This window comes from Mycolicibacterium iranicum (genome assembly GCF_002101705.1).
GTDB lineage: Bacteria > Actinomycetota > Actinomycetes > Mycobacteriales > Mycobacteriaceae > Mycobacterium > Mycobacterium iranicum.
Map to the genome: position 1 here is coordinate 444007 of NZ_LQPC01000030.1, position 23336 is coordinate 467342.

At 66.3% G+C, this 23336-nt stretch carries 25 protein-coding genes; 11 read left to right on the forward strand and 14 right to left on the reverse strand.

What is annotated here, in order from left to right; all coding sequences use genetic code 11:
- Positions 1-98 precede the first annotated feature (98 nt).
- Positions 99-1292: a cytochrome P450 gene (locus AWC12_RS15740; protein WP_200865002.1), complete on the forward strand. Its 1194-nt coding sequence runs from the start codon at positions 99-101 to the stop codon at positions 1290-1292.
- Between the two features lie 129 nt (positions 1293-1421).
- Positions 1422-2669 carry a sensor domain-containing phosphodiesterase gene (locus AWC12_RS15745; protein WP_272937888.1) on the forward strand — a complete coding sequence of 416 codons (1248 nt, stop codon included), beginning with the start codon at positions 1422-1424 and terminating at the stop codon, positions 2667-2669.
- Here AWC12_RS15745 and egtE read toward each other — a convergent pair.
- The 8 genes from egtE to mrf all read right to left on the reverse strand — a co-directional run bounded on the left by egtE (position 2659) and on the right by mrf (position 10263).
- Positions 2659-3738: an ergothioneine biosynthesis PLP-dependent enzyme EgtE gene (gene egtE / locus AWC12_RS15750; RefSeq protein WP_085175362.1), complete on the reverse strand. Its 1080-nt coding sequence runs from the start codon at positions 3736-3738 to the stop codon at positions 2659-2661. The genes AWC12_RS15745 and egtE overlap by 11 nt on opposite strands.
- A 13-nt stretch (positions 3739-3751) precedes the next feature.
- Positions 3752-4714 carry an L-histidine N(alpha)-methyltransferase gene (gene egtD / locus AWC12_RS15755; protein WP_024447164.1) on the reverse strand — a complete coding sequence of 321 codons (963 nt, stop codon included), beginning with the start codon at positions 4712-4714 and terminating at the stop codon, positions 3752-3754.
- Positions 4715-4716: 2 nt separating this feature from the next.
- Positions 4717-5406, reverse strand: coding sequence for an ergothioneine biosynthesis protein EgtC (gene egtC / locus AWC12_RS15760; RefSeq protein ID WP_085175363.1), 690 nt, complete (start codon positions 5404-5406; stop codon positions 4717-4719).
- Positions 5399-6688, reverse strand: a complete 1290-nt coding sequence (gene egtB / locus AWC12_RS15765; protein ID WP_085175365.1) for an ergothioneine biosynthesis protein EgtB — start codon at positions 6686-6688, stop codon at positions 5399-5401. Before egtB ends, egtC begins: the two co-directional genes overlap by 8 nt.
- The gene (gene egtA, locus AWC12_RS15770) at positions 6685-7959 is read right to left on the reverse strand and encodes an ergothioneine biosynthesis glutamate--cysteine ligase EgtA (RefSeq protein WP_085175366.1); all 1275 of its coding nucleotides are present in this window, start codon (positions 7957-7959) and stop codon (positions 6685-6687) included. Before egtA ends, egtB begins: the two co-directional genes overlap by 4 nt.
- Positions 7960-8072: 113 nt before the next feature.
- Entirely contained in the window at positions 8073-8690 is a 618-nt protein-coding gene (locus AWC12_RS15775) for a sensor domain-containing protein (RefSeq protein ID WP_420087722.1), read from the reverse strand.
- Between the two features lie 20 nt (positions 8691-8710).
- The gene (locus AWC12_RS15780) at positions 8711-9142 is read right to left on the reverse strand and encodes an organic hydroperoxide resistance protein (protein WP_024447169.1); all 432 of its coding nucleotides are present in this window, start codon (positions 9140-9142) and stop codon (positions 8711-8713) included.
- An 8-nt stretch (positions 9143-9150) separates the two neighbouring features.
- Positions 9151-10263: a ribosome hibernation factor-recruiting GTPase MRF gene (mrf, locus tag AWC12_RS15785; protein WP_085175368.1), complete on the reverse strand. Its 1113-nt coding sequence runs from the start codon at positions 10261-10263 to the stop codon at positions 9151-9153.
- A 104-nt stretch (positions 10264-10367) separates the two neighbouring features.
- Between mrf and rpmB the strand changes: the two genes are divergently transcribed.
- From rpmB to rpsR, 4 genes are read left to right on the forward strand one after another with little or no spacing between them, the layout of a single operon-like run.
- A complete protein-coding gene (gene rpmB, locus AWC12_RS15790; protein ID WP_024447171.1) occupies positions 10368-10604 on the forward strand; it encodes a 50S ribosomal protein L28 in 237 nt (78 codons plus the stop codon).
- Positions 10604-10768: a 50S ribosomal protein L33 gene (gene rpmG / locus AWC12_RS15795; RefSeq protein ID WP_024447172.1), complete on the forward strand. Its 165-nt coding sequence runs from the start codon at positions 10604-10606 to the stop codon at positions 10766-10768. The genes rpmB and rpmG overlap by 1 nt, the downstream gene beginning before the upstream one ends.
- Positions 10768-11073, forward strand: coding sequence for a 30S ribosomal protein S14 (rpsN, locus tag AWC12_RS15800; RefSeq protein ID WP_024447173.1), 306 nt, complete (start codon positions 10768-10770; stop codon positions 11071-11073). Before rpmG ends, rpsN begins: the two co-directional genes overlap by 1 nt.
- Positions 11070-11309 carry a 30S ribosomal protein S18 gene (rpsR, locus tag AWC12_RS15805; RefSeq protein WP_024447174.1) on the forward strand — a complete coding sequence of 80 codons (240 nt, stop codon included), beginning with the start codon at positions 11070-11072 and terminating at the stop codon, positions 11307-11309. Before rpsN ends, rpsR begins: the two co-directional genes overlap by 4 nt.
- Positions 11310-11388: 79 nt before the next feature.
- Here rpsR and AWC12_RS15810 read toward each other — a convergent pair whose 3' ends face one another.
- Both AWC12_RS15810 and AWC12_RS15815 read right to left on the reverse strand, forming a co-directional pair.
- On the reverse strand, positions 11389-12834 hold the full coding sequence (locus tag AWC12_RS15810; RefSeq protein ID WP_024447175.1) for a catalase: 1446 nt from the start codon (positions 12832-12834) through the stop codon (positions 11389-11391).
- Positions 12835-12928: 94 nt separating this feature from the next.
- The gene (locus AWC12_RS15815; RefSeq protein ID WP_024447176.1) at positions 12929-13369 is read right to left on the reverse strand and encodes a hypothetical protein; all 441 of its coding nucleotides are present in this window, start codon (positions 13367-13369) and stop codon (positions 12929-12931) included.
- A 134-nt stretch (positions 13370-13503) separates the two neighbouring features.
- Between AWC12_RS15815 and AWC12_RS15820 the strand changes: the two genes are divergently transcribed.
- The gene (locus AWC12_RS15820) at positions 13504-14328 is read left to right on the forward strand and encodes an SDR family oxidoreductase (protein WP_024447177.1); all 825 of its coding nucleotides are present in this window, start codon (positions 13504-13506) and stop codon (positions 14326-14328) included.
- Between the two features lie 45 nt (positions 14329-14373).
- Here AWC12_RS15820 and AWC12_RS15825 read toward each other — a convergent pair whose 3' ends face one another.
- From AWC12_RS15825 to AWC12_RS15835, 3 genes are read right to left on the reverse strand one after another with little or no spacing between them, the layout of a single operon-like run.
- Positions 14374-15483 (reverse strand): DUF4185 domain-containing protein, encoded by a 1110-nt coding sequence (locus AWC12_RS15825; protein WP_085175370.1) that lies wholly within the window; start codon positions 15481-15483, stop codon positions 14374-14376.
- Between the two features lies 1 nt (position 15484).
- Positions 15485-16519, reverse strand: a complete 1035-nt coding sequence (locus tag AWC12_RS15830) for an aspartate-semialdehyde dehydrogenase (RefSeq protein ID WP_085175372.1) — start codon at positions 16517-16519, stop codon at positions 15485-15487.
- 3 nt (positions 16520-16522) lie between these two features.
- Positions 16523-17788 (reverse strand): aspartate kinase, encoded by a 1266-nt coding sequence (locus AWC12_RS15835; RefSeq protein ID WP_085175374.1) that lies wholly within the window; start codon positions 17786-17788, stop codon positions 16523-16525.
- A 95-nt stretch (positions 17789-17883) separates the two neighbouring features.
- Here AWC12_RS15835 and AWC12_RS15840 point away from each other — a divergent pair, with 95 nt between their 5' ends.
- Together AWC12_RS15840 and AWC12_RS15845 are read left to right on the forward strand one after the other, a co-directional pair.
- Positions 17884-18486 carry a nitroreductase family protein gene (locus AWC12_RS15840; RefSeq protein WP_085175376.1) on the forward strand — a complete coding sequence of 201 codons (603 nt, stop codon included), beginning with the start codon at positions 17884-17886 and terminating at the stop codon, positions 18484-18486.
- A 60-nt stretch (positions 18487-18546) separates the two neighbouring features.
- Positions 18547-19407, forward strand: coding sequence for a type IV toxin-antitoxin system AbiEi family antitoxin (locus AWC12_RS15845; protein WP_085175378.1), 861 nt, complete (start codon positions 18547-18549; stop codon positions 19405-19407).
- Positions 19408-19495: 88 nt separating this feature from the next.
- Here AWC12_RS15845 and AWC12_RS15850 read toward each other — a convergent pair whose 3' ends face one another.
- Complete coding sequence (locus AWC12_RS15850; RefSeq protein WP_085175380.1) at positions 19496-20479, reverse strand: bile salt hydrolase; 984 nt, start codon at positions 20477-20479, stop codon at positions 19496-19498.
- Between the two features lie 164 nt (positions 20480-20643).
- Between AWC12_RS15850 and AWC12_RS15855 the strand changes: the two genes are divergently transcribed.
- Together AWC12_RS15855 and glnT are read left to right on the forward strand one after the other, a co-directional pair.
- Positions 20644-21903, forward strand: coding sequence for an ammonium transporter (locus AWC12_RS15855; protein ID WP_085175382.1), 1260 nt, complete (start codon positions 20644-20646; stop codon positions 21901-21903).
- Between the two features lie 107 nt (positions 21904-22010).
- Positions 22011-23327 (forward strand): type III glutamate--ammonia ligase, encoded by a 1317-nt coding sequence (gene glnT / locus AWC12_RS15860; RefSeq protein WP_085175384.1) that lies wholly within the window; start codon positions 22011-22013, stop codon positions 23325-23327.
- Positions 23328-23336 lie beyond the last annotated feature (9 nt).

Genomic DNA, 23336 nt, shown 5'->3' on the forward strand with positions numbered 1-23336 from the left:
ACCCGTCGCTTCGCTCGCCCCGACAACTTCACCCCGTCGCTTCGCTCGCCCCGACAACTTCACCCCGTCGCTTCGCTCGCCCCGACAAGGAGATCGCCATGTCCTATCCGCTGCACTCACCGGCGTTCTACTCAGGTGATCCATTTCCGGCCTACCGGGAGCTGCGCGCCACCGACCCCGTCCACTGGAACGACGAGCACGGCTTCTGGGGGCTGCTCAAATATGAGGACGTTCGGTACGTCTCGACCAATCCCGCTCTGTTCTCGTCGGCACGGGGAATCACCGTTCCAGATCCGGCGATCGAGAACCCGGTGATGGAAGGCAGCCTGATCTTCACCGATCCGCCCCGGCACCGACAGCTGCGCAAGCTGATCAATTCGGGATTCACCCGCCGCCAGGTCGCCGTCCTCGAGCCGAAACTGCGCACTTTCGCGCGGTCGGCGCTCGACGCGATCAACCCGACAGCGGGCATCGAGTTCGCCGAACAGATTGCGGCGCCGCTGCCCACCCGGATGATCGCGGAGCTGCTGGGCGCGCCCGACCAGGACTGGGAACAGTTCCGCCGATGGTCGGATGCGGCAGTGGGAATGGATGACCCCGAGATCGAGCTCGACACGTTCGCCGCGATGGGTGAGCTTTACCAATACTTCGAAGGCTTGATCGCGCTGCGCCGCACCGGTGCGCTCAACGATGCCGACGATCTGCTGTCCGTGCTGGTGGCCGCCGAGGTGGACGGCGTGCGCCTCAGCGATCAGGACCTCCTGCAGTTCTGTCTGCTACTCCTGATCGCAGGGAACGAGACAACGCGCAACCTGATCGCGCTGGGAACGCTGGCGCTCATCGAACACCCCGATCAGCTGCAGCTGTTGCGTGAGCACCGCGAATTGATCCCGTCGGCGGTCGAAGAACTGCTCAGATTCACCTCACCGGTTGCGAACATGACCCGCTGCGCCACCCGCGACGTCGAAATCCGAGGACGGCTGATCCGGGAAGGGCAGTACGTCACGATGCTGTACGGATCGGCCAACCGTGACGAAGCGGTGTTCGGCCCCACCTCCGAGCACCTCGACATCACCCGCAACCCGAACCCGCATCTGGCCTTCGGATGCGGGGAGCACTCGTGTCTGGGGGCTCAACTGGCGCGGCTGGAAGCCTGCGTACTGTTCGAGGAACTGCTGGGGCGCTTCGAGCACATCGAGCTCGACGGTGACGTCGTGCGAATGCAGGCCACGATGGTGCCGGGAGTGCGCCAGATGCCCGTGACGCTGCAGCAGGCCCGGCTGCCCGCCTGAGCGCGGTCATCGACACGTCGGCAAACACTGAACTTCCTCGGGTGTTGGGTACACAATGGTGAAACCGTCAACCAACTGCTACGAGACGAGTCCGACATTCAGTCCTTCAGCGCTCTGTCGACGACGCAGCTGGATGCCGCTGTGTCGGGGCGCGGTCTGGTACCCGCCTTCCAGCCCGTGGTGACACTCCCGGATGAAGTGGTCGTCGGTTACGAGGCGTTGGCGCGCTGGCCGTCCCTGAACTCTCCCCCGCCGGCGGACGTGTTCGCTCATGCCGCGGCGACGGACCGACTGGACCAACTCGACCACGCGTGTATCAGCTCCGCGGCGCGCGCCGCACTCGACGTCCCCTCGACTGCAGGCATGCTGCTGCTGGTCAACTGCGAGCCGACTACTGCGGGCATCGACGTGCCCGCGGGTACCGCGCTGTCAGAAGCGGTCAGCAACTTCAGCTTGATGTTCGAACTGACCGAGCGGGGACTGTTGCGCGATCCCCCGGCGCTGCTCCGAAAGGTGGCTGCACTGCGCTCCCTGGGGGGCATGATCGCACTCGACGACATCGGTGCGCATCCGGACTCGCTGGCGTTGCTCGACATCATCTCCCCCGACGTGATGAAGATCGATCTGAGACTCGTTCAGCGGCAACCCAATCAGCTGCAGGCGCGGACCATCGCCGCCGTCATCGCCCATCACGAACGCACGGGCGCGACCATCTTGGCCGAGGGCATCGAGACCGACGAGCATCTGGAGCAGGCGCTCGCCTACGGTGCCACCCTGGGGCAGGGCTATCGGTTCGGCCGCCCCGGCGCTCTGGGCGCGGTGGATCGCAGCTCCGGCGTTCCGCAGCTGCCGCCGTCGACCGGTCAGCCCGAAACATCCCTGACGCCCTTTGAACTGGCGATTACGCACAGCGGTGCACGCACGATGCGCAAGCGAACCTTGATCGAACTGTCGCGCCACCTCGAGCGTTTGGCATCAGCGGCCGAAAGTCCGCCGATCGTGCTCTTCACCCTCCAACAGCACGGCAACTATCGCGGCCAGACGCGGAAGAACTTCACCGCGCTCGCGAAGAGGTCGCCGCTCGTCGTCGCCTTCGCCGTGAACGCCGTAGACGAACTCGACTCGGCCCTGCGATGGGTCGACATCGGCGTGGACGACCCGATGACGCTGGAATGGGACATGGTGGTGATCGGTCCCGATACCGCCGCAGCCCTGATCGCTCGCGAGCTGGAACCACCCGGAAGCGCTGCCCAGGAAAACGATCGTCGCTTCGAAACCGTCATCACGTTCGATCGAGCTCGGGTCGCGGAGCTGGCGCGCAATCTGCTTAATCGGTGCCCGGCAATTCCGTCGACCGACGGCGCACTCAGCGCGTGACGGCTGTCAGGGCCTTGGCAACGGCGGCGAGGTCGTCGTCGGTGACGTCGACATGCGGGGAGATCCGCAGCGCGGGATGATGCATCTGGCGCGGCGCACGCTGGATCCCGACATATGTGGCCACAATGCCGTGCTCGGCGATCAGGCGCTCCCGCACCTGTGCGCCGTCGACGCCATCGGGTGGCTGCAGGGTCGTGATCGCGCTCGGCTCGTCGACGTGTTCGATCACCCGCCAACCGGGTACCTCGGCGAGCGCCGTGCGGGCGGCCGCACCGACCTCTCGCAGCCGAGCCTGCACCGCGCTGGGGCCTGCGGCGACGTGCTCGCCCAGCGCGACCGAAAATCCGACCTGCAGGCCGACATTCGTCTCCGCATGGCCGAGCCGTTCCCGCGTCGAATCTGTCAGCAAACCGGGACGAGTGGCCAGGAAGCCAACCCCCCGCGGCCCCGCGGTCCATTTGCGTGACGACGAGTAGACGGCGTCGGCGCCGATGTCAGCCATACTCAAATGCGCGAAACCCTGCGCTGCATCGACGAACATCGGAATGCCGTGCCCGTGGCACGCGCTGGCCATCGCATGGACCGGCTGCACGATTCCGCTGTGGCTGCCCAACACCGTGAAATGCACCAGCGCAGGCGGATGGTGAGCCAGTGCAGCCCCGACCGCGTTGACGTCGAGGCGACCGAACTCATCGACCGGCAGCAGCCGGATGTCAAAACCGTGCCGGGCCATGATGGCCAGGTTGGGGCCGTACTCGCCTTGTAGGCACGCGACCGTCCGCTCCCCCGTCCAGTCCCCGAGCAGGATGTCGAGCGCATGATTGGATCCGGTGGTGAAGGAGACGCCGGCATCGGGCATCCCGAGCAGGGCGCGGATGGCGGCGCGGCCGGCGTCGAGTACCGGTGCCGCGGCCTGCGCGGCGACGTAGCCGCCGACCTCGGCCTCGTGACGGGCGTGCTGGGAAGCGGCCTCGATGGCGGCGAAGCTCTGGCGCGAGCAGGCCGCGCTGTCCACGTGCACTCCGGCGGCGGGCGGGCGCGCGGCGCGCCAGGTCTCGGCGAGCGTCATGACACCGATTCCATCACTTCACCGCAAGGGAAAGTCCGAAATCGCCGGCGTCGTCGGTCCACCAGTGGGTCCGGCGCAAACCCGCGGCGGCCAGTTCGGCCTCCACTCCTTCGGGCCGGAATTTGCACGACACCTCGGTCAGCATCTGCTCGCCGTCGGTGAAGTCGATGTCGAGATCCAGTGCCGCGATGTGGACTCGCTGCGCACGAGTCGAGCGCAACCACATCTCGATGCGCTCCTCGTCGGCGTTCCACACCGCGACGTGGTCGAACTGCTCGACGTCGAAGTCGGCGCCGAGCTCGCGGTTGACCACCGTGAGGACGTTGCGGTTGAAACGCGCGGTTACGCCCGCGCTGTCGTCGTAGGCGCGCACCAGCCGAGCCGGGTCTTTGACCAGATCCGTGCCGAGCAGCAGCGCGTCGCCCGGCTGCATCATCTCCGACACCGATGCCAGGAACTCGGCCCGGGGCCCGGGTGTCAGGTTGCCGATCGTCGAGCCCAGAAACGCGACGAGGCGCCGGCCGATCCGCGGGATCTTGCCGAGGTGTTCCTCGAAATCTCCGCACACGGCCTCGATCTCGACACCGGGGTACTCGTTCTGGATCGCGGCGCCGGCTGCCCGCAGCACGCTGGAGTCGACGTCGAACGGGATGAACCGGCGCAGCGATCCACCGTCGCGCAGCGCGTCGAGCAGCATGCGCGTCTTCTCCGACGTCCCGCTGCCCAGCTCGACGAGCGTGTCGGCGTTCGACGCATCGGCGATCTCCGTGGCCCTCGCCTTGAGGATCTGCGCCTCCGTGCGCGTCGGGTAGTACTCAGGCAGGCGGGTGATCTGATCGAACAGATCGCTGCCTGCTGCGTCGTAGAACCACTTGGGCGGCAGAGTTTTCGGGCTTTGCGATAGTCCGTGCCGGACGTCGCGACGCAGCGCCTCCTCGGCGGCGTCGGCAGCCAGATAGTTTTCCAGTGCGAACATCGTCACGATCCTCTCAGCGGTGTCAGGTGCACGCGCGAATTTTCGACCTCGACAAGGTGCCTGTCCGGGATCTCCTGCCACCCGGGGTCGTCGTCGTAAGGTTCGCTGGCGAGGACCACCCCGTCGTCGCGGCGGAGGACGGACAACGTGTCGCCCCAGGTGGTGGCCAGAAGCCGGGAACCGTTGCCCGCCACAATGTTCAGCCGCGCGTTCGGGTCGTCGGCGGCGACGCCGGTGATCGTGTCCGCGAGCGCCTCCATGTCGCGGTCGAAGATCAACGCCGCCAGCAGCGCGCTGTCGTTGGTCGATTCGGTGTGCCGCGCGGCGGGCAGCACCGCGCGATCAACGATTCCGTTGTGGGACAGCAGCCAGGTGCCGTCGCTGAACGGTGCCGACGCTGATGCCTCGATCGGCATGCCGACCGTGGCCGACCGGACCGCGGCGACCACGCAGCCACTCGACAGCGCGGGCGCGACGGAGGCGAACGACGCGTCACCCCACAGGGGTGCGGCGCTGCGCCACCGCCGAGGTACGCCACCGTCGAAAAAGCCGACGCCCCAACCGTCGGCATTCATCAGGCCGTGCTTCTGGCGGCGCGGGGCATACGACTGCACCAGCAGTCCCGACGACGGCTCGAGCACCAGCGATGCCACCGAGACGGGCTCGCCGAGCCACGCCAGATGTCTACACATCCCAGGCCAGACGGACGCCGGAGAAGATCTGCCTACGGATCGGATGGTCCCAGTTGCGGAAGCTGGGACGCAGAATGCCCGAGGCAACCGCCCAGGACCATCCGCGCAGCACCCGGTACTCGGCGGAGGTGGTGCCTTCGAAGAAGGGTTCGGAGTACTGCTTGTAGACCATCGCAGTGAAGCCGGGCCACGGCCGCAGCGGTGATGTCGTCCATTCCCACACATCGCCGAGCATCTGCTCCGCCCCGTAGGCGGAGGCTCCGCCCGGGTAGGCGCCGACCGGCGCCGGCCGCAGTGCTTCACCGCCCAGGTTGGCCAGCTCGGCGTTGGGTTGTGTTGTGCCCCAGGGATATCGGCGCCGGCTGTGTGATTCGGGGTCCCACGCGCACGCTTTCTCCCACTCGATCTCCGTGGGCAGGCGGGCCCCCGCCCAGGCTGCGAACGCCTCAGCCTCGTAGTAAGTGACGTGCTGGACCGGTTCGTCGGCGGGGATCTCCTCGACATGACCGAACCTGGTCCGGGTGCCGTCGGGATTCCAGAACAGCGGGGCGGTCAGGCCGGCCTGCTGCCGATGCGTCCACCCGGCGTGCGACCACCAGCGCGGCTCCCGGTATCCGCCGTCGGCGATGAATTGCTGCCACTCGCCGTTGGTCACCGGCACACGTCCGATACGGAAGGCGGGGACGTCGACGGTGTGCGCGGGGCGTTCATTGTCCAAGGAGAACGGCTCGGTGGCGGCGTCCACCCCGAGCGTGAACTCTCCTGCCGGAACCAGGACCGATGTGCCCGCCAGCCCGGACCTACCGCGCGGCAGAGGCCTTCCACGGTCGAGCAGAGGCGCTCCGGTGCGCAGGCTCAGCGCCTGCAGCATCGTCTCGTCGTGCTGATTTTCGTGGCTGGTCACGAGTGCGAAGGTGAAGGCGTCGGGGTGGTTGTCGGGCAGCGCCTCGAGCTTGTCCAGCGCCCGGCCCCGGACGGTCGCGCAGTAGTTGCGCGCGTCGGTCGGCGGCAGCAGCGGCAGGTCGACCCGGGCGGCGCGGGAGTGGACGAACGCGTCGTAGAGCTGGTCGACCTGCGGGGTGAGCAGACCAGGCCGGTCGGGATCGCCGCCCCGCAGCAGCCAGAGTTCTTCCTGCTGGCCGATGTGCGCGAGGTCCCACACGAGCGGGCTCATCAGCGGGTCGTACTGGCGGCGCAGTTCCGCGTCGTCGAAATCGACGAGCCGCAGCGTGCGATCCCTGGCTTTGGTCAGTTCACCGGCGAGCGTCTCGCGCGTCGTCACAACTCTCCTCGCGCCAATTGATTGACCGCACCGGCGATCCCGTATTTCACTGCCCGGTCGGCGAAGTCGTCGGCCGGGCTGCGTCCCTGCTCCACCGAACGCATCAGCAGCGACATGGATTCCTCAAGTTCGGCAGGCGCTCGTTCGGCTGCGGCCTCGACGCACCGGGTGGCGGCAGCGTGCAGCCGCCGGTCCTCCAGTCCGAGCTGGGCGGCACGGTCCCATGCCGTGGCCACCGATTCGGTCGCTGCGGCGGCGATGTCGGCGGCGGCGGGGTCGTCGAGGAGGGTGGCGAGCACGCCGACGACCGCCGGCCAGAGCGCGTCCGGCACGCTGTCGAGATAGCGGATTTCGAGGAAACCGCGCGGCCGCACGGGCGGGAACAGCGTGGTCAGGTGGTATTCGAGGTCGGCGATCGTCGGGCGACGGTCACCGAGGCGCACCCGACCGTCGGCCCAGTCCGCGAACGGCACCCACTGCGAGACGGGTGTCGGGTCCGGTTGGTGCACGAGCATCACCGGTGCCCTCAGCGCGTAGCGCGCCCAGTCGCTTCCGGGGTCGTCGCCGTCGTCGCCGAGGATCGGTCCGGAACGTGCCGAGTCCAAACGGCTCCAGATCAGTTGTCGCGTGGAGCGCCATCCGGTGAAGCCGCCGCCGAGGAGAGGCGAGTTGGCAGCGATCGCGATCATGGTTGGGCCCAGCGCATGCGCGAGCCGCACCCGATCTGCCCATCCTGAGCGCGGTCCCGCCTCGAGGTTGACCTGGACCGACGCTGTCGACGTCATCATCGCGGCGCCGGCGTCACCGGTCCCGCTGTCGCGGAAGAACTGCTCCATCGACGAGTACCGCGCGCCGGGATTCACCCGACCGGCGGGCCGCAACGGATCGGCGCCGAGGAGCACCAGCCCGAGTCCGTTCTGGGCGAACGCGGCCCGGAGCACGCCGCGGTCCGACGCCATCGCCGACACCGCGCCGGCTGTGTCGGCCATCGGCGGACCGGACAGTTCGACGGCGCCGCCGGGCTCCACCGTGACGAGGCTCCCGCCGGGCAACGGCGGGAGCTCTGCGATCCTGGCCGTGAGTTCGTCCCAGCCGGGTCGGCGGTACGGATCGGCCATGTCGTAGCAGTGCGCCTCGATCTCAAGACCGACGGGCCCTACCGGACCGTCTTTCAAGCACGACTCAACGATGTGCTGCGCGGCTGCTTCCGCGCTGGTCAAAGCCCCCTTGCACTGGTCGACGGCATCATCGGACGCCACGGTGCGGGCCATCAGCCACCCCCTCCGGGTGTGGAACGATCGCTCTCGTCTGTACCCATCTTCCAGAGCCGACCGACAAAGTCCCCAGTTTTAATCAGTGACTTACCGGTGACATTCGCCAGGGACTATTGCCCCAGTGTGTTCTGCATCGCCTGGGCCAGCACATTGACCGCGGGACCGCCGTTGCCGGATTGGCACACTTTCGCCTGCAGCAGAACATTTTCCCGCAGCCGCGTGGTGACGAAGCAGCGCCGGTCGGTGCCGGCTTCCTGCTTGACCCAGTTCGCGTCCGTGGCCGAGGTCGGCCCGCCGGTGAAGGTCCACACCTGGGTGGTGAAGTTGTCCAGGTGCATCGCGGTGGTCTGACCGCTGCAGCCGACCGTCCAATCGACGAGCCGGTAGAACGCCCGGTTGGCCGCGTCGGCGGTGGCGAATACCCCCACCGTCTGCTTGACCAAATGCGTCATGTCGGTCGGCGATTCCTGGGCGACGGCGCCGCTGAACGATGCCAGATCCGGGTCGTTGTAGACCTCGGGCAGTCCGATGTCCGCCCAGTTGTTGCACGCGGGATTGTCGACGTAGAACGCCTGGAACGGATTCGTGAATGTCGTCTCGAATCCCAATCGCGCCCCGACGATGTTGCCGACGGAGCCCTTGTTCAGCACGGCGTAGTTGACCACGCCCGGATCGGACGGACGGGCTGCCGCAGGTGCGGCGAGCGCGAGTGCCGCGCCCACCGCCAATCCTGATGCGACGAACCGAATCACAAGACCTTGGCCTTCAGCGTCACGTCGATGTTGCCGCGAGTGGCCTTCGAGTACGGGCACACGCCATGCGCCTTTTCCATGAGGTCGTCGGCGACGTCCTGGTCGAGGCCCGGGAGATAGCCGATCAACTGCGCGGTCAGACCGAAGCCGCCGTCAACGTCTTTTCCGATACCGATCTGGGCGGTGATGCCGCTGGCCTCGTCGAGGTTCACCTTCTCGTTCTTGGCGACGAGCCGCAGCGCGCCGAGGAAGCAGGCGGCGTATCCCGCCGAGAACAGCAGCTCGGGGTTGACACCCTCACCGCTGCCGCCCATCTCCTTCGGCGGACGGGTGTCGAGGTCGATTTTGCCGTCGGTGGACTTGACGTGGCCGTCGCGGCCACCACCGGTCGCAGTGGACTCTGCGGTGTAGACGACTTCGATGCTCATTCACCCGATCATGCCAGCCGCGCCTCGTCGGCATTCCAGTCTCCGAAGGGGTCGTCGTAGCGGCCCCACTCCTCGGGACGCCGCATCTCGACCTCGGTGAGCAGTGCGCTCTGCAGAGCCGCCAGGATCTCGGCGGGGTCGGCGCCGCACGTCAGCACCGTCATCGAGGTATGCCGATCACCGTGCCGGTAGTCCCAGATCAAATCGGCCATCGCGCGCCGCTCCGGTCCGACGTAGGCGACTTCACGGGAGGACATGGCGGCCAACCACTTCCCCGCACGCGTGACCCGCAGTCCGCCGCCGGCCGACTCCAGCCACATCGCTTGGTCCGGCTGGCTGGCGACCCACAGCCGACCCCTGCTGCGCACGACACCGTCGAGCAGAGAGTCGACCGCGGCATGCAGCCGCTGCGGGTGGAAGGGTCGGTGAGCCTGGAACTCGAAGAGGCGTACCGGACCGGCAGGTTCCAGTGGCGGTTGACCCGCCAACAGGGAGCCGTGCAGATCGTCGCTGCGGCCCCGACGAGCGTCGGACTCCAGGTTGGCCAACGCCAGCTCGAGCCGTTCGGTCCCGACCGTGACGCGCGCCCGGGGCGCGAGCCGACGCGCCACGGCGAGGGTGTCGGGATGCGGACGGGTGAGGACGAGGACGTCGGCGAATTCGACCTGAGCGACGGCCACCTGCGCCACCGTGCGGCCGTCGTCGAGCTCGTCCTCCCCAAGCGCGTCCGGAAGCCACGACGACGTGTCGACGGCGGTGACCACCGCGGCGATGGACACGTCCCGCGACGCCGGTGAGTGGCCGATGGCGAAGCAGACGGGTTCGGGCTCCATCCACGGGCTCAACCGCACCGCGATGCGGTCGACGTCGGGCCTGCGGTGCAGCCGGCGGAGGTGCTCCAGCAGATCGTTGCGCACCGTGCACGACATGCAGCAGTTGGTGAGCTCGAGGATCGCGTCGGCGCTGACCGCGATCCCCCGCTGCATGATCGTCGTCTTGCGATGCACGACGTGCCCGTCGAAGTGGTGTTCGACCAGGGCCGTCCCCTGCCCGCCGACAAGCACACCCGCAATGTCCTCGACGTCTCCCCGACCGGTCACGACGACAACTGGGGTGCGCATCAAGCCTCCTCTAATGGAAATGATTTTCAATAATCAGACGTTGACGCTACAGTCTTCGAGCGAGGTTGTCGAAAATCATTTTCAATAAGGTCAAGGAGGGCTTCATGTCCGCGCACTGCCAAGTCACCGGCCGCGCGCCGAGCTTCGGCAACACGGTGTCGCATTCGCACCGCCGAACCCGTCGCCGCTGGAACCCCAACATTCAGCGCAAGACCTACTACCTGCCGTCCGAGGGCAGGCGCGTCACGCTTCGCGTCAGCGCCAAGGGAATCAAGGTCATCGACCGCGACGGAATCGAATCCGTGGTGGCGCGTCTACGCCGAGGAGGACAGAAAATCTGATGGCGCGCAACGAGATCCGGCCATTGGTGAAACTAAAGTCCACCGCCGGTACCGGTTACACCTACATCACCCGCAAGAACCGGCGCAACGATCCGGATCGGATCGTATTGCGCAAGTACGACCCTGTCGTGCGCAAGCATGTCGACTTCCGTGAGGAGCGCTGATGGCGAAGAAATCCAAGATCGCCCAGAACGAACGGCGCCGCGAGATCGTCGCCCGCTACGCCGATCGCAGGGCCGAGCTGAAACGCATCATCAAATCCCCGTCGTCGTCACCCGAGGTCCGTGCCGCCGCCCAGTCGGAGTTGAATCGCCAACCGCGCGATGCGAGTCCGGTCCGCGTACGCAACCGCGATTCGATCGACGGACGGCCGCGCGGGCATCTGCGCAAGTTCGGCCTGTCGCGCGTCCGCGTGCGTGAACTCGCCCACGACGGTCATCTCCCCGGCGTTCGGAAGTCCAGCTGGTGAAACGCAGATCTCCGGACAAGGCCGCACCCAAGAAGCGCCGAAATCTGCTCAAACAGCTGGGGATTGAGCGTGTCGACTACAAAGACACCTCGACGTTGCGTCAGTTCATCTCCGAACGCGGCAAGATCCGGTCGCGGACGGTGACCGGGTTGACCGTCCAGCAGCAGCGCCAGGTCACCATCGCGATCAAGAACGCGCGAGAGATGGCGCTGCTGCCGTATCCCGGACAGGGCTGACGGTCGCGCCGAATGCACCCTTGATGACGAAGAATCGACGTTCTGCGTCATTTTCTGTGCACTCGGTGCAGCCGAACGGCTAGCCGCCTGCGCGGACGCCCTCCTCCACCTTCTTGCCCAGGTCGGGGTCGACGTTCTTCCAGTACTCGAACACTCGCGAAAGCACGGGCTCCTTCACCCCGTCGAGCACATGCCCGATGATGTTGTTGGCCAAGCGGTCCCGCGCCTCGTCGTCGAGAACCTCGCGAACAAGCGTGCCCGCCTGACTCCAGTCGTCGTCGTCCTGGCGCAGCGCGTACGCGGATCGGACCATGTCCCCGTCAGAGGCCCAGTGGACCTCGGAGGCACGTCGGGGGTCGGCTTCCGGTCCGCCCATCGAATTCGGCGTATACACCGGATCGGTCGCGTTGCGGATGCGCATCGCACCGTCCTTCGAGTACGCATTGACTTCGACGTGGGGCTCGTTGACCGGGATCTGCTTGTAGTTCACACCGAGTCGGTGCCGGTGGGCGTCGGCGTAGGAGAAGCCGCGGGCCAACAGCATCTTGTCGGGGCTCAGCCCGGTGCCCGGAACGATGTTGTTGGGCTCGAACGCGGCCTGCTCCATCTGGGTGTGATAGTCGACGACGTTGCGGTTGAGCGTCATCTTGCCGACCTCGTGCAGCGGATAGTCGCTGTGCGGCCACACCTTCGTCAGGTCGAACGGGTTGTAGCGGTAGGTCTTTGCGTCTTCGAACGGCATGATCTGCACGTGCAGCGTCCAGCTCGGGAAGTTGCCGTCCTCGATTGCTGTGAACAGATCACGCTGGTGGTAGTCACCGTCTTCACCCGCGAGCTTGTCACCCTCATCCTGGGTCAGGAAGTCGATGCCCTGGTCGGTCTTGAAATGGTACTTCACCCAGAACAGCTCGTCCTTGTCGTTGAGCCAGCTGTAGGTGTGGCTGGAGTAGCCGTTCATGTGGCGCCAGGTCTTCGGAATGCCGCGGTCGCCCATCAACCATGTGACCTGATGCGCGGACTCCGGCGACAGGGTCCAGAAGTCCCACTGCATGTGGTGATCGCGGAGGTTGTTGGCCGCCATCCGCTTCTGGCTGCGGATGAAGTTCTGGAACTTCATCGGATCGCGGATGAAGAACACGGGCGTGTTGTTGCCGACCATGTCGAAGTTGCCCTCGGACGTGTAGAACTTCAGCGAGAAGCCACGGGGGTCGCGCCACGTGTCTGGGCTACCGCGCTCTCCGGCCACCGTCGAGAAGCGGGCCACCATCTCGGTCTTGGCACCGGGCTGCAGGAACGCCGCCTTCGTGTAGGCGCTGAGGTCGTGGGTCACCTCGAACTGACCGAAGGCGCCGCCCCCCTTCGCGTGGGGCTGACGCTCCGGAATGCGTTCGCGGTTGAAGTTGGCCATCTGCTCGATCAGGTAATGGTCCTGGAGCAGGATCGGGCCGTCGGATCCGACGGTCAGGGAGTGTTCGACGCTCGGGATGGGAGCGCCCGCGTCGGTGGTGGCGTACTTCTCAGACATGTTTCTCCTCGGGGATGGGCGGCTTCCGGGCTGGGCCGTCGATCTCGAGGGCCGGGTACCCGAAAAATCCCGAATAATCCCGAAAGCGAAACGGTCAGGGCCGAGGCTGCGTCGTCGGCGCCTGCGCAGGGGGGCCGGGCGGCCTCGGGACGTCGATCATCGGTCCGGGACCGAACGGGCCCGCGAAGCCGGGGCCGCGCTCGAAGCCGCCGGGGGGACCCATCGGGAACATGGCAGGACCTGGACGCACGACCATCTCGGTACCGCGGAAATGGTCCCGAGGTCCGTCACCGACGTGCTTGCCGACGATGAAGCCGGTGCCGAAGATGACGGCGACCGTGAAGACCGACCCGGCGACGATGCCGACCCAGGCGGCCACCTTGTTCAGCCGGCTCGGCGGCTGCGGGACGTAGATCGTCTGGGGCGCCACCGGCGGCGGAGGGGGAGCCGCCGCCGGTGGCGCGGTCAGCACAGGCCCCGTCGGTGGTTCGACCTGCTCGGATTGCTCGGGCTGTTCGGGTCTGATGTCACTCATGCGGTGATCCTCCGCTCCGATCCACAGCGCCGATTAGGCGTCAGCTGTGAATGAGCTATGAGCTGGGCCCCGAATTCGCGACGACACGAGTAGTTTCCTGATTCGAGCAGTGCGGCGCATGAGGGGTTGACGCTATGCCGATTCACAACAAGGTGGTGGCGGTAACCGGCGGCGGGCGGGGCATCGGGCGCTCCATCGCAGTGCTTCTCAGCGAGTTGGGGGCGCACGTCGCAATCGGGGACCTGGACGCCGAAGCGGCCGCCGAGACGGGATCTACGTTGGGATTGAAGATTGCCACCGCGCTCGACGTGACCGATGAGCAATCGTTCAGGATGTTTCTGGACAGTACTGAGGCGACGCTGGGCCCTGTAGACGTTCTGGTCAACAACGCCGGCATCATCTCGGTCGGTCCGTTTGTCGAGGAACCGGACGCCGTCACACGTCGCGTTCTCGAGGTCAATGCGTACGGGGTGATGCTCGGGAGCAAGTTGGCGCTCGCACGCATGCGCAATAGAGGCAGCGGGCACATCATCAACATCGCCTCGACCAGCTCCCTGATTGCCGTGCCAGGAGTTGCGACCTACTCGGCGACAAAGCACGCCGTCCTCGGTTTCACCGACGCGCTCCGGCTCGAGAATCGTCGCAGCGGGGTCCACTTCTCGGTCGTGCTCCCGGCTTTGACCAATACCGAGATGATTTCCGGTGTCGGCAAGGTGCGTGGGATCAAAAACATCGACCCGATCGACGTCGCCCGCGCCGTCGCCCGGTTGATCGAAAAGCCGCGGCCCCGGACCATCGTGCCGCGCTCGATGGGAGCCATCGCACTACCGGGTCGAAAGTTGTTGCCGCGGTGGGCCTACGAGTCGATCGAACGAATGCTCGGAGGCGAACGAGTGTTTCAGGATGATGTAAACGAGGAACGGCGGACGGATTACACGAGACGCATCCAAGGTAGCTAGCTCGACTCCGGCGGGCAGCTCTGGCTCAATCGGGCGAGCATGCGCTCACCAGGGCTTTATCGGGTTCACCGCGTACTGGATCACGCGGTACGGTGTTCCGCCGCGCGGCATGGTGTTCCACTGGCTGACGAACACCCGCACCGCATCCGGCGCCGACCCGGGGGAAATGTAGCCGCCGTAGGGCTGAGCGAGCCGGTTGTCATACGGCGGGGGAAGGTCCTCAACCCGCTCAGGCCAGGGCGCCGCGACGACGACGGTGGTCATCGGCGCGGTGCCGAGCTGCGTCGGGTCGTTGGCGACGCGGATCTCCATGTTGCCGGTGGTCGCGTTGAAGTAGGACAGCATTGTCATACCGTCGATCTGCCGCACGCTCATCTCACCCACCTTGTCGGGCCACAGCGGCGCGGGCTCACCACCCCATGTCGTTCCCGTCCAGCCCTGCCACGCGGACCTGTCGGTGAAGGTCTGCGGCGTCGCCCGGTAGAGCACTGCCGGCCCGCTGCGGTCGAAGTTGTTGGCCACGATGTACACCCAGCCGCGCTCCGAATCGGCCGTCGGAATCGGGTCGTAGTAGCCGCTGATCTGCGTCTGCCTGCCGCCGGCATAGGCCGCATCCCGTTCGGAATCCGGTACAGTCTCCCAATTACCTTTGCCTGCTTCCGCTTTCACCAGTCGCGACGTCTGCGGGCGCAGATCTTTGGTCGTGGTCACCATCATCCAGTTCTCGCGGTTGATCTCGATGATGCCCGCGGGCAGCTGCGATTGGCCGGGCGGTGTCGGATCGGCCAGCAGTGGGGTGTCGACACCGGTCACCCCGTCGTAGCGCACCCCGCCCGCGTCTTCGAGCGAGTCGCCCACCACGTGCAATGCGATCGGTGAGTACCACCCGCCGAACCCGACGGCCTGTCCGGCGAAGCTGTCGCCGCACACCTGCAGGGTGCCGCTCGGGAACTCCATGAACTCGCACAGATCAGTGGCGCCGATACCGTAATCAGCTGTCGCGGTGCCCGTCCCGGCGGCCGCCGCCAGCCGCAGTACCTGCCCCGGCATCAGCGGCGGCAGCGTCACCGGCGTCGCATGCGCCGGTATCGCCGAAACTGCATTCCACGCGCAAAAGATCGCAAAAAGACCGCGTGGAATGCAGTTTCGGCGCAAACTAGCCCTGCGCGGCCAGGAGTTCGGCGATCTGAATCGTGTTGAGCGCCGCGCCTTTACGCAGGTTGTCACCTGAGACGAACAGCGCAAGTCCGCGACCGTCCGGTACGCCGGGGTCCTGCCGGATGCGGCCGACGAGGGAGTCGTCGGCACCGGCGGCGGCCAGCGGCGTGGGCACGTCGGTCAGCGTCACCCCGGGCGCGCCGCCGAGGATCTCCGTGGCCCGAGCCACCGAAAGCGGCTGGGAGAACTCCGCGTTGATCGACAGCGAGTGCCCGGTGAACACCGGGACGCGCACGCAGGTGCCGGAGACCAGCAGCTCGGGGATGCCGAGGATCTTGCGGCTCTCGTTGCGCAGCTTCTGGTCCTCGTCGGTCTCGCCGGAGCCGTCCTCGACCAGTGAACCAGCCAGGGGGACGATGTTGAAGGCGATCGGCGCGACGTACTTGTTCGGCGCCGGGTAATCCAGGGCTGAGCCGTCGTGCACCAGCTGCTCGACCCCGTCGATGACGGCGCGGGCCTGCGTGGCGAGTTCCTCGACGCCGGCCAGGCCACTGCCCGAAACCGCTTGGTAGCTCGACACGATCAGCCTCGTCAGACCGGCTTCGTCGTGCAGCGGCTTGAGCACCGGCATCGCGGCCATCGTCGTGCAGTTGGGGTTGGCGATGATGCCTTTCGGCCTGTTGCCGGCGTCGCGCTCGAAGTTCACCTCGGACACCACCAGGGGAACGTCGGGGTCCTTGCGCCACGCCGAGGAGTTGTCCACGACGACGGCTCCCGCGGCGGCGAAGCGTGGCGCCTGCACCCGCGACATCGTCGCACCCGCGGAGAACAGCGCAATGTCCAAACCGGACGGATCAGCCGTCTCAGAGTCCTCGACCTCGATCTCCTGACCGCGGAACTCGAGCTTCTTACCCGCCGAGCGGGCCGAGGCGAAGAACCGCACCTCAGTGGCCGGGAAGTCGCGCTCCACCAGCAGATTTCGCATCACCTGGCCGACCTGACCGGTCGCCCCTACGACACCAATGCTTACCATTTTCTACCGCCCCGTTCCCGCGTAGACGACAGCTTCCTCGTCGCCGCCGAGCCCGAAGGCTTCGTGCAGCGCCGCCACGGCGCGGTCGAGCTCAGTGTCTTTGATGAGTACCGAGATCCGGATCTCCGAGGTCGAGATGAGGTCGATGTTGATGCCCGCGTTGGCGAGAGCCTCGCAGAAGGTCGCCGTCACACCGGGGTGCGAGCGCATACCGGCACCGATCAGCGAGACCTTGCCGATGTGATCGTCGTAAAGCACACGGGTGAAACCGATCTCGTCCTGCAGCGACGTCAGCTTCTCCACCGCGACCGGGCCGCTCTCGCGCGAGCACGTGAAGGTGATGTCGGTCTTACCGTCCTCGACCTTTGAGATGTTCTGCAGCACCATGTCGATGTTCACATCGACGTCGGCGCACGCGCGGAACACCTGGGCGGCGTACCCGGGAACGTCGGGCAGGCCGACAACCGTCACCTTCGCCTCTCCGCGGTCGTGGGCAACTCCGGTCAGGATGGCGTCTTCCATAGGGATGTCCTCGATCGATCCTTTGACGACGGTGCCGGGCCTGTCGGAGTACGACGACCGGACGTGGATGGGCAGGTTGTAGCGGCGTGCGTACTCGACGCAGCGCAGCATCAGCACCTTGGCGCCCGCGGCGGCCATCTCGAGCATCTCCTCGAAGGAGACGTTGTCGAGCTTCTGGGCGTTCGGCACGATCCGTGGGTCGGCGGTGAAGATTCCGTCGACGTCGGTGTAGATCTCGCACACGTCGGCGTCGAGAGCGGCGGCCACAGCGACGGCGGTCGTGTCGGAGCCGCCGCGGCCGAGCGTGGTGACGTCCTTGGTGTCCTGGCTGACGCCCTGGAAGCCCGCCACGAGGACGATCTGGCCCTCGTCGAGCGCCGCGCGCAGGCGGGTGGGGGTGACGTCGATGATCTTGGCGTTGCCGTGGGTGCCAGTGGTGACGACGCCTGCCTGCGATCCCGTGAACGACCGCGCCTGGGCGCCGAGCGATTCGATGGCCATCGCGACGAGCGCGTTGGAGATGCGTTCGCCGGCGGTCAGCAGCATGTCGAGTTCACGGACGGGCGGGGCCGGCGACACCTGCTTGGCCAGGTCCAACAGCTCATCGGTGGTATCGCCCATCGCCGAGACGACCACGACGACGTCGTTGCCCGCCTTCTTCGTCTCGACGATGCGCTCGGCCACACGACGGATCCGCTCGGCGTCCGCCACCGAGGATCCGCCGTACTTCTGTACGACGAGCGCCACTTGCTCAAGCCTTTCGAATCGGGGGAATCCCGATCAAGGATAAGGGCTGCGCGCACGCGATTTTTCCCGCCGGTCGCGTCGGTAACGTGCACCACATGCCCGATCGGCTCGCCGATACCTCGGTCCCCATCCATCCCCCGATCGCCTGCCGCTGGAGTCCGCGGGCTTTCGATGCCGCCGCGGATGTGCCCAGAGAAGACGTGATCGCACTGTTGGAGGCCGCCCGCTGGGCGCCGACGTGGGGTCATCGCCAACCGGTGCGGTTCATCGTGGGACTCCGCGGGGACGACACGTTCCAGGCCCTGTCCGAGCTGCTCAGAAGGGGTAACAGCTACGCGAGGGCGGCCGGCGCCCTCATCCTGCTGTGCGCAGACGAGGGCGAGGACGACCGGACGAAGCTGTACTCCACGGTCGACGCGGGCTCGGCGATGGCGAACCTGCTCATCGAGGCCGTGTCGCGCGGGCTGATCGCACATCCGATGGCAGGCTTCGACGTCCCTGGAGCCTCCCGCGCATTCGACCTCGCGGACACCCTGCATCCGGTGGTCATGATCGCCGTTGGACGGCTCGCCGAGCATGCCACCCAGGAGATCGCCGAGCGAGATGCGAGACCACGCGAGCGGCTGCCGTTGTCAGAGGTGGTGCTCAACTGGGATTCAACTGCCGCGAATGCACGGTTTCTGAGCGAATTCGGCTGATTCTCGTCAGAAGCCGTGCATTCGCGGAACCGTTCGGCCTTCCAACGCGCCTAACGTTATGTGCGCGAACTCGTCGTTGCCTCGGAGGCACTGTCCGCCGGAGAGTTGACCCGTCACGACCTTCGGCGCCGGTTCGTCAAGGTGCACCACAACGTCTACGCACCGGCCGGGCTGACGCTGACTGCCCGAGATCGAGCCTTTGCGGCGTGGCTGTGGTCGCGACGATCAGCCACGCTGGCGGGGCTGTCGGCCGCGGCGATGCACGGCGCGCGGTGGATTCCGTCCGACGCTCCTGCTGAACTCACACGCGTCCGCTGCGGGAACGCCGACGGCATCGTGATCCACCAGGAGACGCTTCTCGACGACGAGGTGTGCCTGGTACAGAGCGTCGACTGCACGACGGCGGCGCGCACCGCATTCGACCTCGGCCGGCGAATCGCGGGAGACGAAGCGATCATCCGAATCGACGCACTCCTCAATGCAACCCGCTGCCCGACCACGGAAATCAGCAGGGTCACCGCGCGTCACCCCGGCGCGCGGGGAATCCGTCGTTTGAGGGACGTCCTGGAGTTGGTCGACGGAGGGGCGGAGTCACCCCAGGAAACGCGCGTGCGCTTGTTGCTCGTCAGGAGTGGGGCGCCCAGGCCCGAGACCCAAATCCCGATCAGAAACGCAGCGGGCAGGGTCGTCCGGCGCATCGACATGGGTTGGCCCGTATACAGCGTCGGAGTCGAGTACGACGGCGAACAGCACTGGACCGACCCGGCCAATCACGCGGACGACATCGCCCGTCTGGAGTTTCTGGCAGAGCGCGGATGGACCATCGTCCGCGTCAGCGCGCACCACCTGCGACGCGAGCCCCGCGACATCTGGCGGCGCGTGGACCGCGCACTGCGTCAGCGCGGGTGGCCCGGCCCCTGATCCCCGGCCACCGAGTGCACGCCTTCTGACGAAAAACTGCCGGAATTCGTCAGAAACCGTGTATTCGCGCCACAGCCCCGCTGCCCGCCTACGCCACGCCCAGGAACGTGAACGGCTCCGCCTCTTTGAACTGCGCGCTCGTCTCGCCGGTGTAGACGGTCTTCTGCCCCTCCCCCAGCTCGAGGCGCAGGGTCGGCGCCCCTTCGCTGAGGTCGAGGTTCTTCAGATCGACCCAGAAGGTGCTCGGCGACAAGGCCGATTCGAAGAAGTAGCGCAGCGCCGTGTGGTCGATGGCGGTGCGCCACCGCGTCGACGAGATGTTCGGCGCCTCGGGCGTGGTGATTCCGTAGGGAACCGACGCGTTCCTCACCACACCGAGCGCGACGGCGACAGCCTCCAGCGGGTCGGCGGTCTTGGGAACCGCATCGATGTAGAACGAGGCGCGGACGAACCGGTCGGCGGCGCGGTTGGTGCCCGGCAGCATCACCGTCCCGCCGATCTCCTTCCAGTACTCCGAGATGGCCAGCTGCTTGTCGAAGATCGGCGAGTTCGTCATCACCTGAAATTCGCGGCCGTGATGGATTACCTGCTCGCCGTCGATGTACTCGACGATGGCGCTGTCGCCACTGGCATCCGACAACGCCAGATGCAGGGTGGCCAGGCGCTGCTGGCCGGGCACCTCGATGGTCATGATGTGCAACGGTGTCGCCGTCAGTGCAGCAACCGCCTCAGCCACCGTCGCATAGTTGTCGAGGATGTACTGCGCCCACAGCGACAGTGACAGCGCCGAATGCGTGCCCTCACCCGAGGGGTACTGCGACTCCGCGAGCCACAACAGGTTGGCCGCAAGTCCCGCTTCGTTCAGGCCGTCGGTTGTCGAGATGTCGTAGCCGCTGGCCACCACACTGCCGTACTTCGAGGTCCATTCCAGCGAGCCCGGCCCCGCGCTGCCGGTGCGCTCCACGCCTCGCGGGAGCGCCCACAGATTGGTTCCGATCTCGACTTCCCAGTCCATCGACCGTCCGGTGACGATCCGCTCACCGGTTCCCAGGTAGACCACTCGTGTGCACACGCGATCAACGTAGCGCTGTCGGCCCGATGAAGGTCGTTACTCGCCGGAAACGCAACGCGACCACCGTCGTAACAGACACGTCGGTAACTGTCCGGTGAACGGCTCGTCTGGCAGCCGCACATTTCCGAAGAAGGACTGGTTCGAATGGATTCGAAATGGATGTAGTGGACACCGGCACCACGGCTTTCATGCTGTGTTGCATCATCGGGCTGACCCTGATGATTCCCGGACTCGCGCTGTTCTATGGCGGCATGGTCTCGGTGAAGAGCTCGACCAACATGATGATGATGACCTTCGGCGCCGTGGCCGTCGTCGGCGTCATCTGGGTCCTCTTCGGATTCTCGATGGTGTTCGGCACCTCCTATGGCGGCTACCTCGGTAGCCTCACGGAGTTCGCAGGCATGAAGGATCTGCTGGAGTCACAGACCACGATCTCCGGGCTGCCGATCAGCCTCTTCTCCATCTTCCAGGCCCTGTTCGCCGCGATCACAGTCGCGCTGATCTCGGGTGCGGTCGCCGACCGGATGAAGTTCGGTGCGTGGATGGGCTTCGCGACGCTGTGGGCCGTCCTCGTCTATTTCCCGGTTGCCCACTGGGTTTTCGCGTTCGACGGGGTCGTCACCGAGGACTCGGTCGGCGGATGGATCGCCAACAAGCTGAAAGCGATCGACTTCGCCGGTGGCACCGCGGTCCACATCAACGCGGGCGCGGCGGCCCTCGCGGTGGCCATAGTGCTGGGCAAGTCGAAGAACTGGGGACAGCTGCGCAAGCCACACAACGTGCCGCTGACCCTGCTGGGCGCCGGCCTGCTGTGGGCGGGTTGGTATGCGTTCAACGGCGGTTCCGCTCTGGCCGCGGGCAATTCGGCCGCGATCGTCATGGTGACGACGTTCGTCGCGACATGCGCCTCGACCCTGGCCTGGATTGCTGTCGAGAAGTTCAAGGACGGCCACGTCACCGGTGTCGGTGCGGCATCCGGGGCCATCACCGGCCTCGTGGCCATCACTCCGGCCTGCGGTGCCGTCACGCCGGTCGGCGCGATCATCCTCGGTGCCATCGCGGGCGCGATCTGCGTGTACGCCGTGGGCCTCAAAGACCGCTTCGGGTATGACGACTCGCTCGACGTCGTCGGGGTGCACCTGGTGGGCGGTGTCGTCGGCACGCTGCTGATCGGCTTCTTGGCCAGCGATTCGATGCCCAACGCCACCAATGGCCTGTTCTACGGCGGTGGCGTGGAGCAGCTCTGGAAGCAGGCGGTTGCCGCTGGCGCAGTCATGGCGTACTCGTTCGCCGTCGCGTTCCTGATCGCTTTCGCGCTCAAAAAGACTGTGGGCATTCGCATCTCGCCTGACGATGAGGAGAAGGGCATCGACGCGGCGTTCCATCGCGAGGCCTCGTACGAATTGCAGCCCGCGTCGGCTTAAGGCGCACGACGGCCGGTGCGGGCCCGTGGGCTCGCACCGGCCGTTTTCGTTGTGCACCGTGTTTCCTTTAGTGATACTTTGATTCCCAACAAGAGACAAGGACTCCGATGGCCCCCACGCTCCAGGACCTCACGGCGGACGCCGGAACCAGGTTCGTCCTCGCATTGTTCGTCGACCTCCGCGGCAAACCCTGCGCCAAGCTTGTGCCCGTCGAAGCAGTCGACCTGCTCGCGACCGAGGGCGTCGGTTTCGCCGGCTACGCGGTCGGCGCCATGGGCCAAGAGCCCAAAGATCCCGATCTGATGGCCATCCCCGACCCGGCGTCGTTCACACCTGTCCCCTTCATCAAGGACGGACTGGCGATCGTGCACTGCGATCCCCACGTCAACGGCCAACCGTGGCCCTACGCCCCGCGCGTGATCCTCAAGTCACTGATCCAGCGCTGCGCGGACGCCGGATTCGAACCGTGGGTCGGTGCCGAGGTCGAGTACTTCCTGTTGCGTCGCAACGACAATGGCTCTGTCTCGGTCGCCGACACCGCCGACACCGCATCCCAGCCCTGCTATGACGCTCGCGGCGTCACCCGCATGTACGACCACCTCACCACCGTGTCAACCGCGATGAACAAGCTCGGTTGGTCCAACTACGCCAATGACCACGAAGACGGCAACGGACAGTTCGAGCAGAACTTCAAGTTCGCCGACGCACTCACGACCGCGGACCGGGTCATCACTCTGCGCTATCTGCTTTCGATGATCGCCGCCGAACGAGGGATGATCGCCACCTTCATGCCGAAGCCCTTCGGCGACAAAACAGGCAGTGGGCTGCACCTGCATCTGTCACTCACCAGCGGCGGAACCCCCGTCTTCCCGGCAGGAGGGGAAGGCCTTGATGACCGGGGCCTCGGGCTGTCCGACACCGCCTACGGGTTCATCGGCGGAATCCTCGAACACGCCTGCGCACTGCAGGCGGTGGTCGCACCAACCGTCAACTCCTACAAAAGAACCGGAGCGGTCAGCACGTCCTCTGGGGCGTCATGGGCTCCGCGGTTGCCAACCTACGGCGGCAACGACCGCACGCATTACATTCGGGTCCCGGACTCCGATCGGATCGAGATGCGCGGTGGCGACGGATCTGCCAACCCCTATCTGGCGATCGCGGCCGCCCTCGGCGCGGGTATCGACGGCATCAAGCGGAGCACCGATCCGGGGGCAGTCGGATCGGGCCTGAGCACACGCGCGTTGCCGCCCACCCTGTTGCACGCCGTCGACGAGTTCGAGACCGACCCGGTCGTCACCGGTGTCCTCGACGCCGCGGGTGCCGGCGTCGCCACCTACTTCGCCACCCTCAAACGCGAGGAATTCTTCGCCTATCACAGCTCGGTCAGCTCGTGGGAGCTGGACAGCTACCTCACCGCCTTCTAGGACGACGTC

Coding starts and splice junctions, on each gene's coding strand:
- AWC12_RS15740 (WP_200865002.1), top strand. CDS start 99: ATGTCCTATCCGCTGCACTCACCGGCGTTCTACTCAGGTGATCCATTT.
- egtE (WP_085175362.1), bottom strand. CDS start 3,738: ATGACGCTCGCCGAGACCTGGCGCGCCGCGCGCCCGCCCGCCGCCGGA.
- egtD (WP_024447164.1), bottom strand. CDS start 4,714: ATGTTCGCACTGGAAAACTATCTGGCTGCCGACGCCGCCGAGGAGGCG.
- egtC (WP_085175363.1), bottom strand. CDS start 5,406: ATGTGTAGACATCTGGCGTGGCTCGGCGAGCCCGTCTCGGTGGCATCG.
- egtA (WP_085175366.1), bottom strand. CDS start 7,959: ATGGCCCGCACCGTGGCGTCCGATGATGCCGTCGACCAGTGCAAGGGG.
- AWC12_RS15780 (WP_024447169.1), bottom strand. CDS start 9,142: ATGAGCATCGAAGTCGTCTACACCGCAGAGTCCACTGCGACCGGTGGT.
- mrf (WP_085175368.1), bottom strand. CDS start 10,263: ATGCGCACCCCAGTTGTCGTCGTGACCGGTCGGGGAGACGTCGAGGAC.
- rpmB (WP_024447171.1), top strand. CDS start 10,368: ATGTCCGCGCACTGCCAAGTCACCGGCCGCGCGCCGAGCTTCGGCAAC.
- rpmG (WP_024447172.1), top strand. CDS start 10,604: ATGGCGCGCAACGAGATCCGGCCATTGGTGAAACTAAAGTCCACCGCC.
- rpsN (WP_024447173.1), top strand. CDS start 10,768: ATGGCGAAGAAATCCAAGATCGCCCAGAACGAACGGCGCCGCGAGATC.
- AWC12_RS15810 (WP_024447175.1), bottom strand. CDS start 12,834: ATGTCTGAGAAGTACGCCACCACCGACGCGGGCGCTCCCATCCCGAGC.
- AWC12_RS15815 (WP_024447176.1), bottom strand. CDS start 13,369: ATGAGTGACATCAGACCCGAACAGCCCGAGCAATCCGAGCAGGTCGAA.
- AWC12_RS15820 (WP_024447177.1), top strand. CDS start 13,504: ATGCCGATTCACAACAAGGTGGTGGCGGTAACCGGCGGCGGGCGGGGC.
- AWC12_RS15830 (WP_085175372.1), bottom strand. CDS start 16,519: ATGGTAAGCATTGGTGTCGTAGGGGCGACCGGTCAGGTCGGCCAGGTG.
- AWC12_RS15840 (WP_085175376.1), top strand. CDS start 17,884: ATGCCCGATCGGCTCGCCGATACCTCGGTCCCCATCCATCCCCCGATC.
- glnT (WP_085175384.1), top strand. CDS start 22,011: ATGGCCCCCACGCTCCAGGACCTCACGGCGGACGCCGGAACCAGGTTC.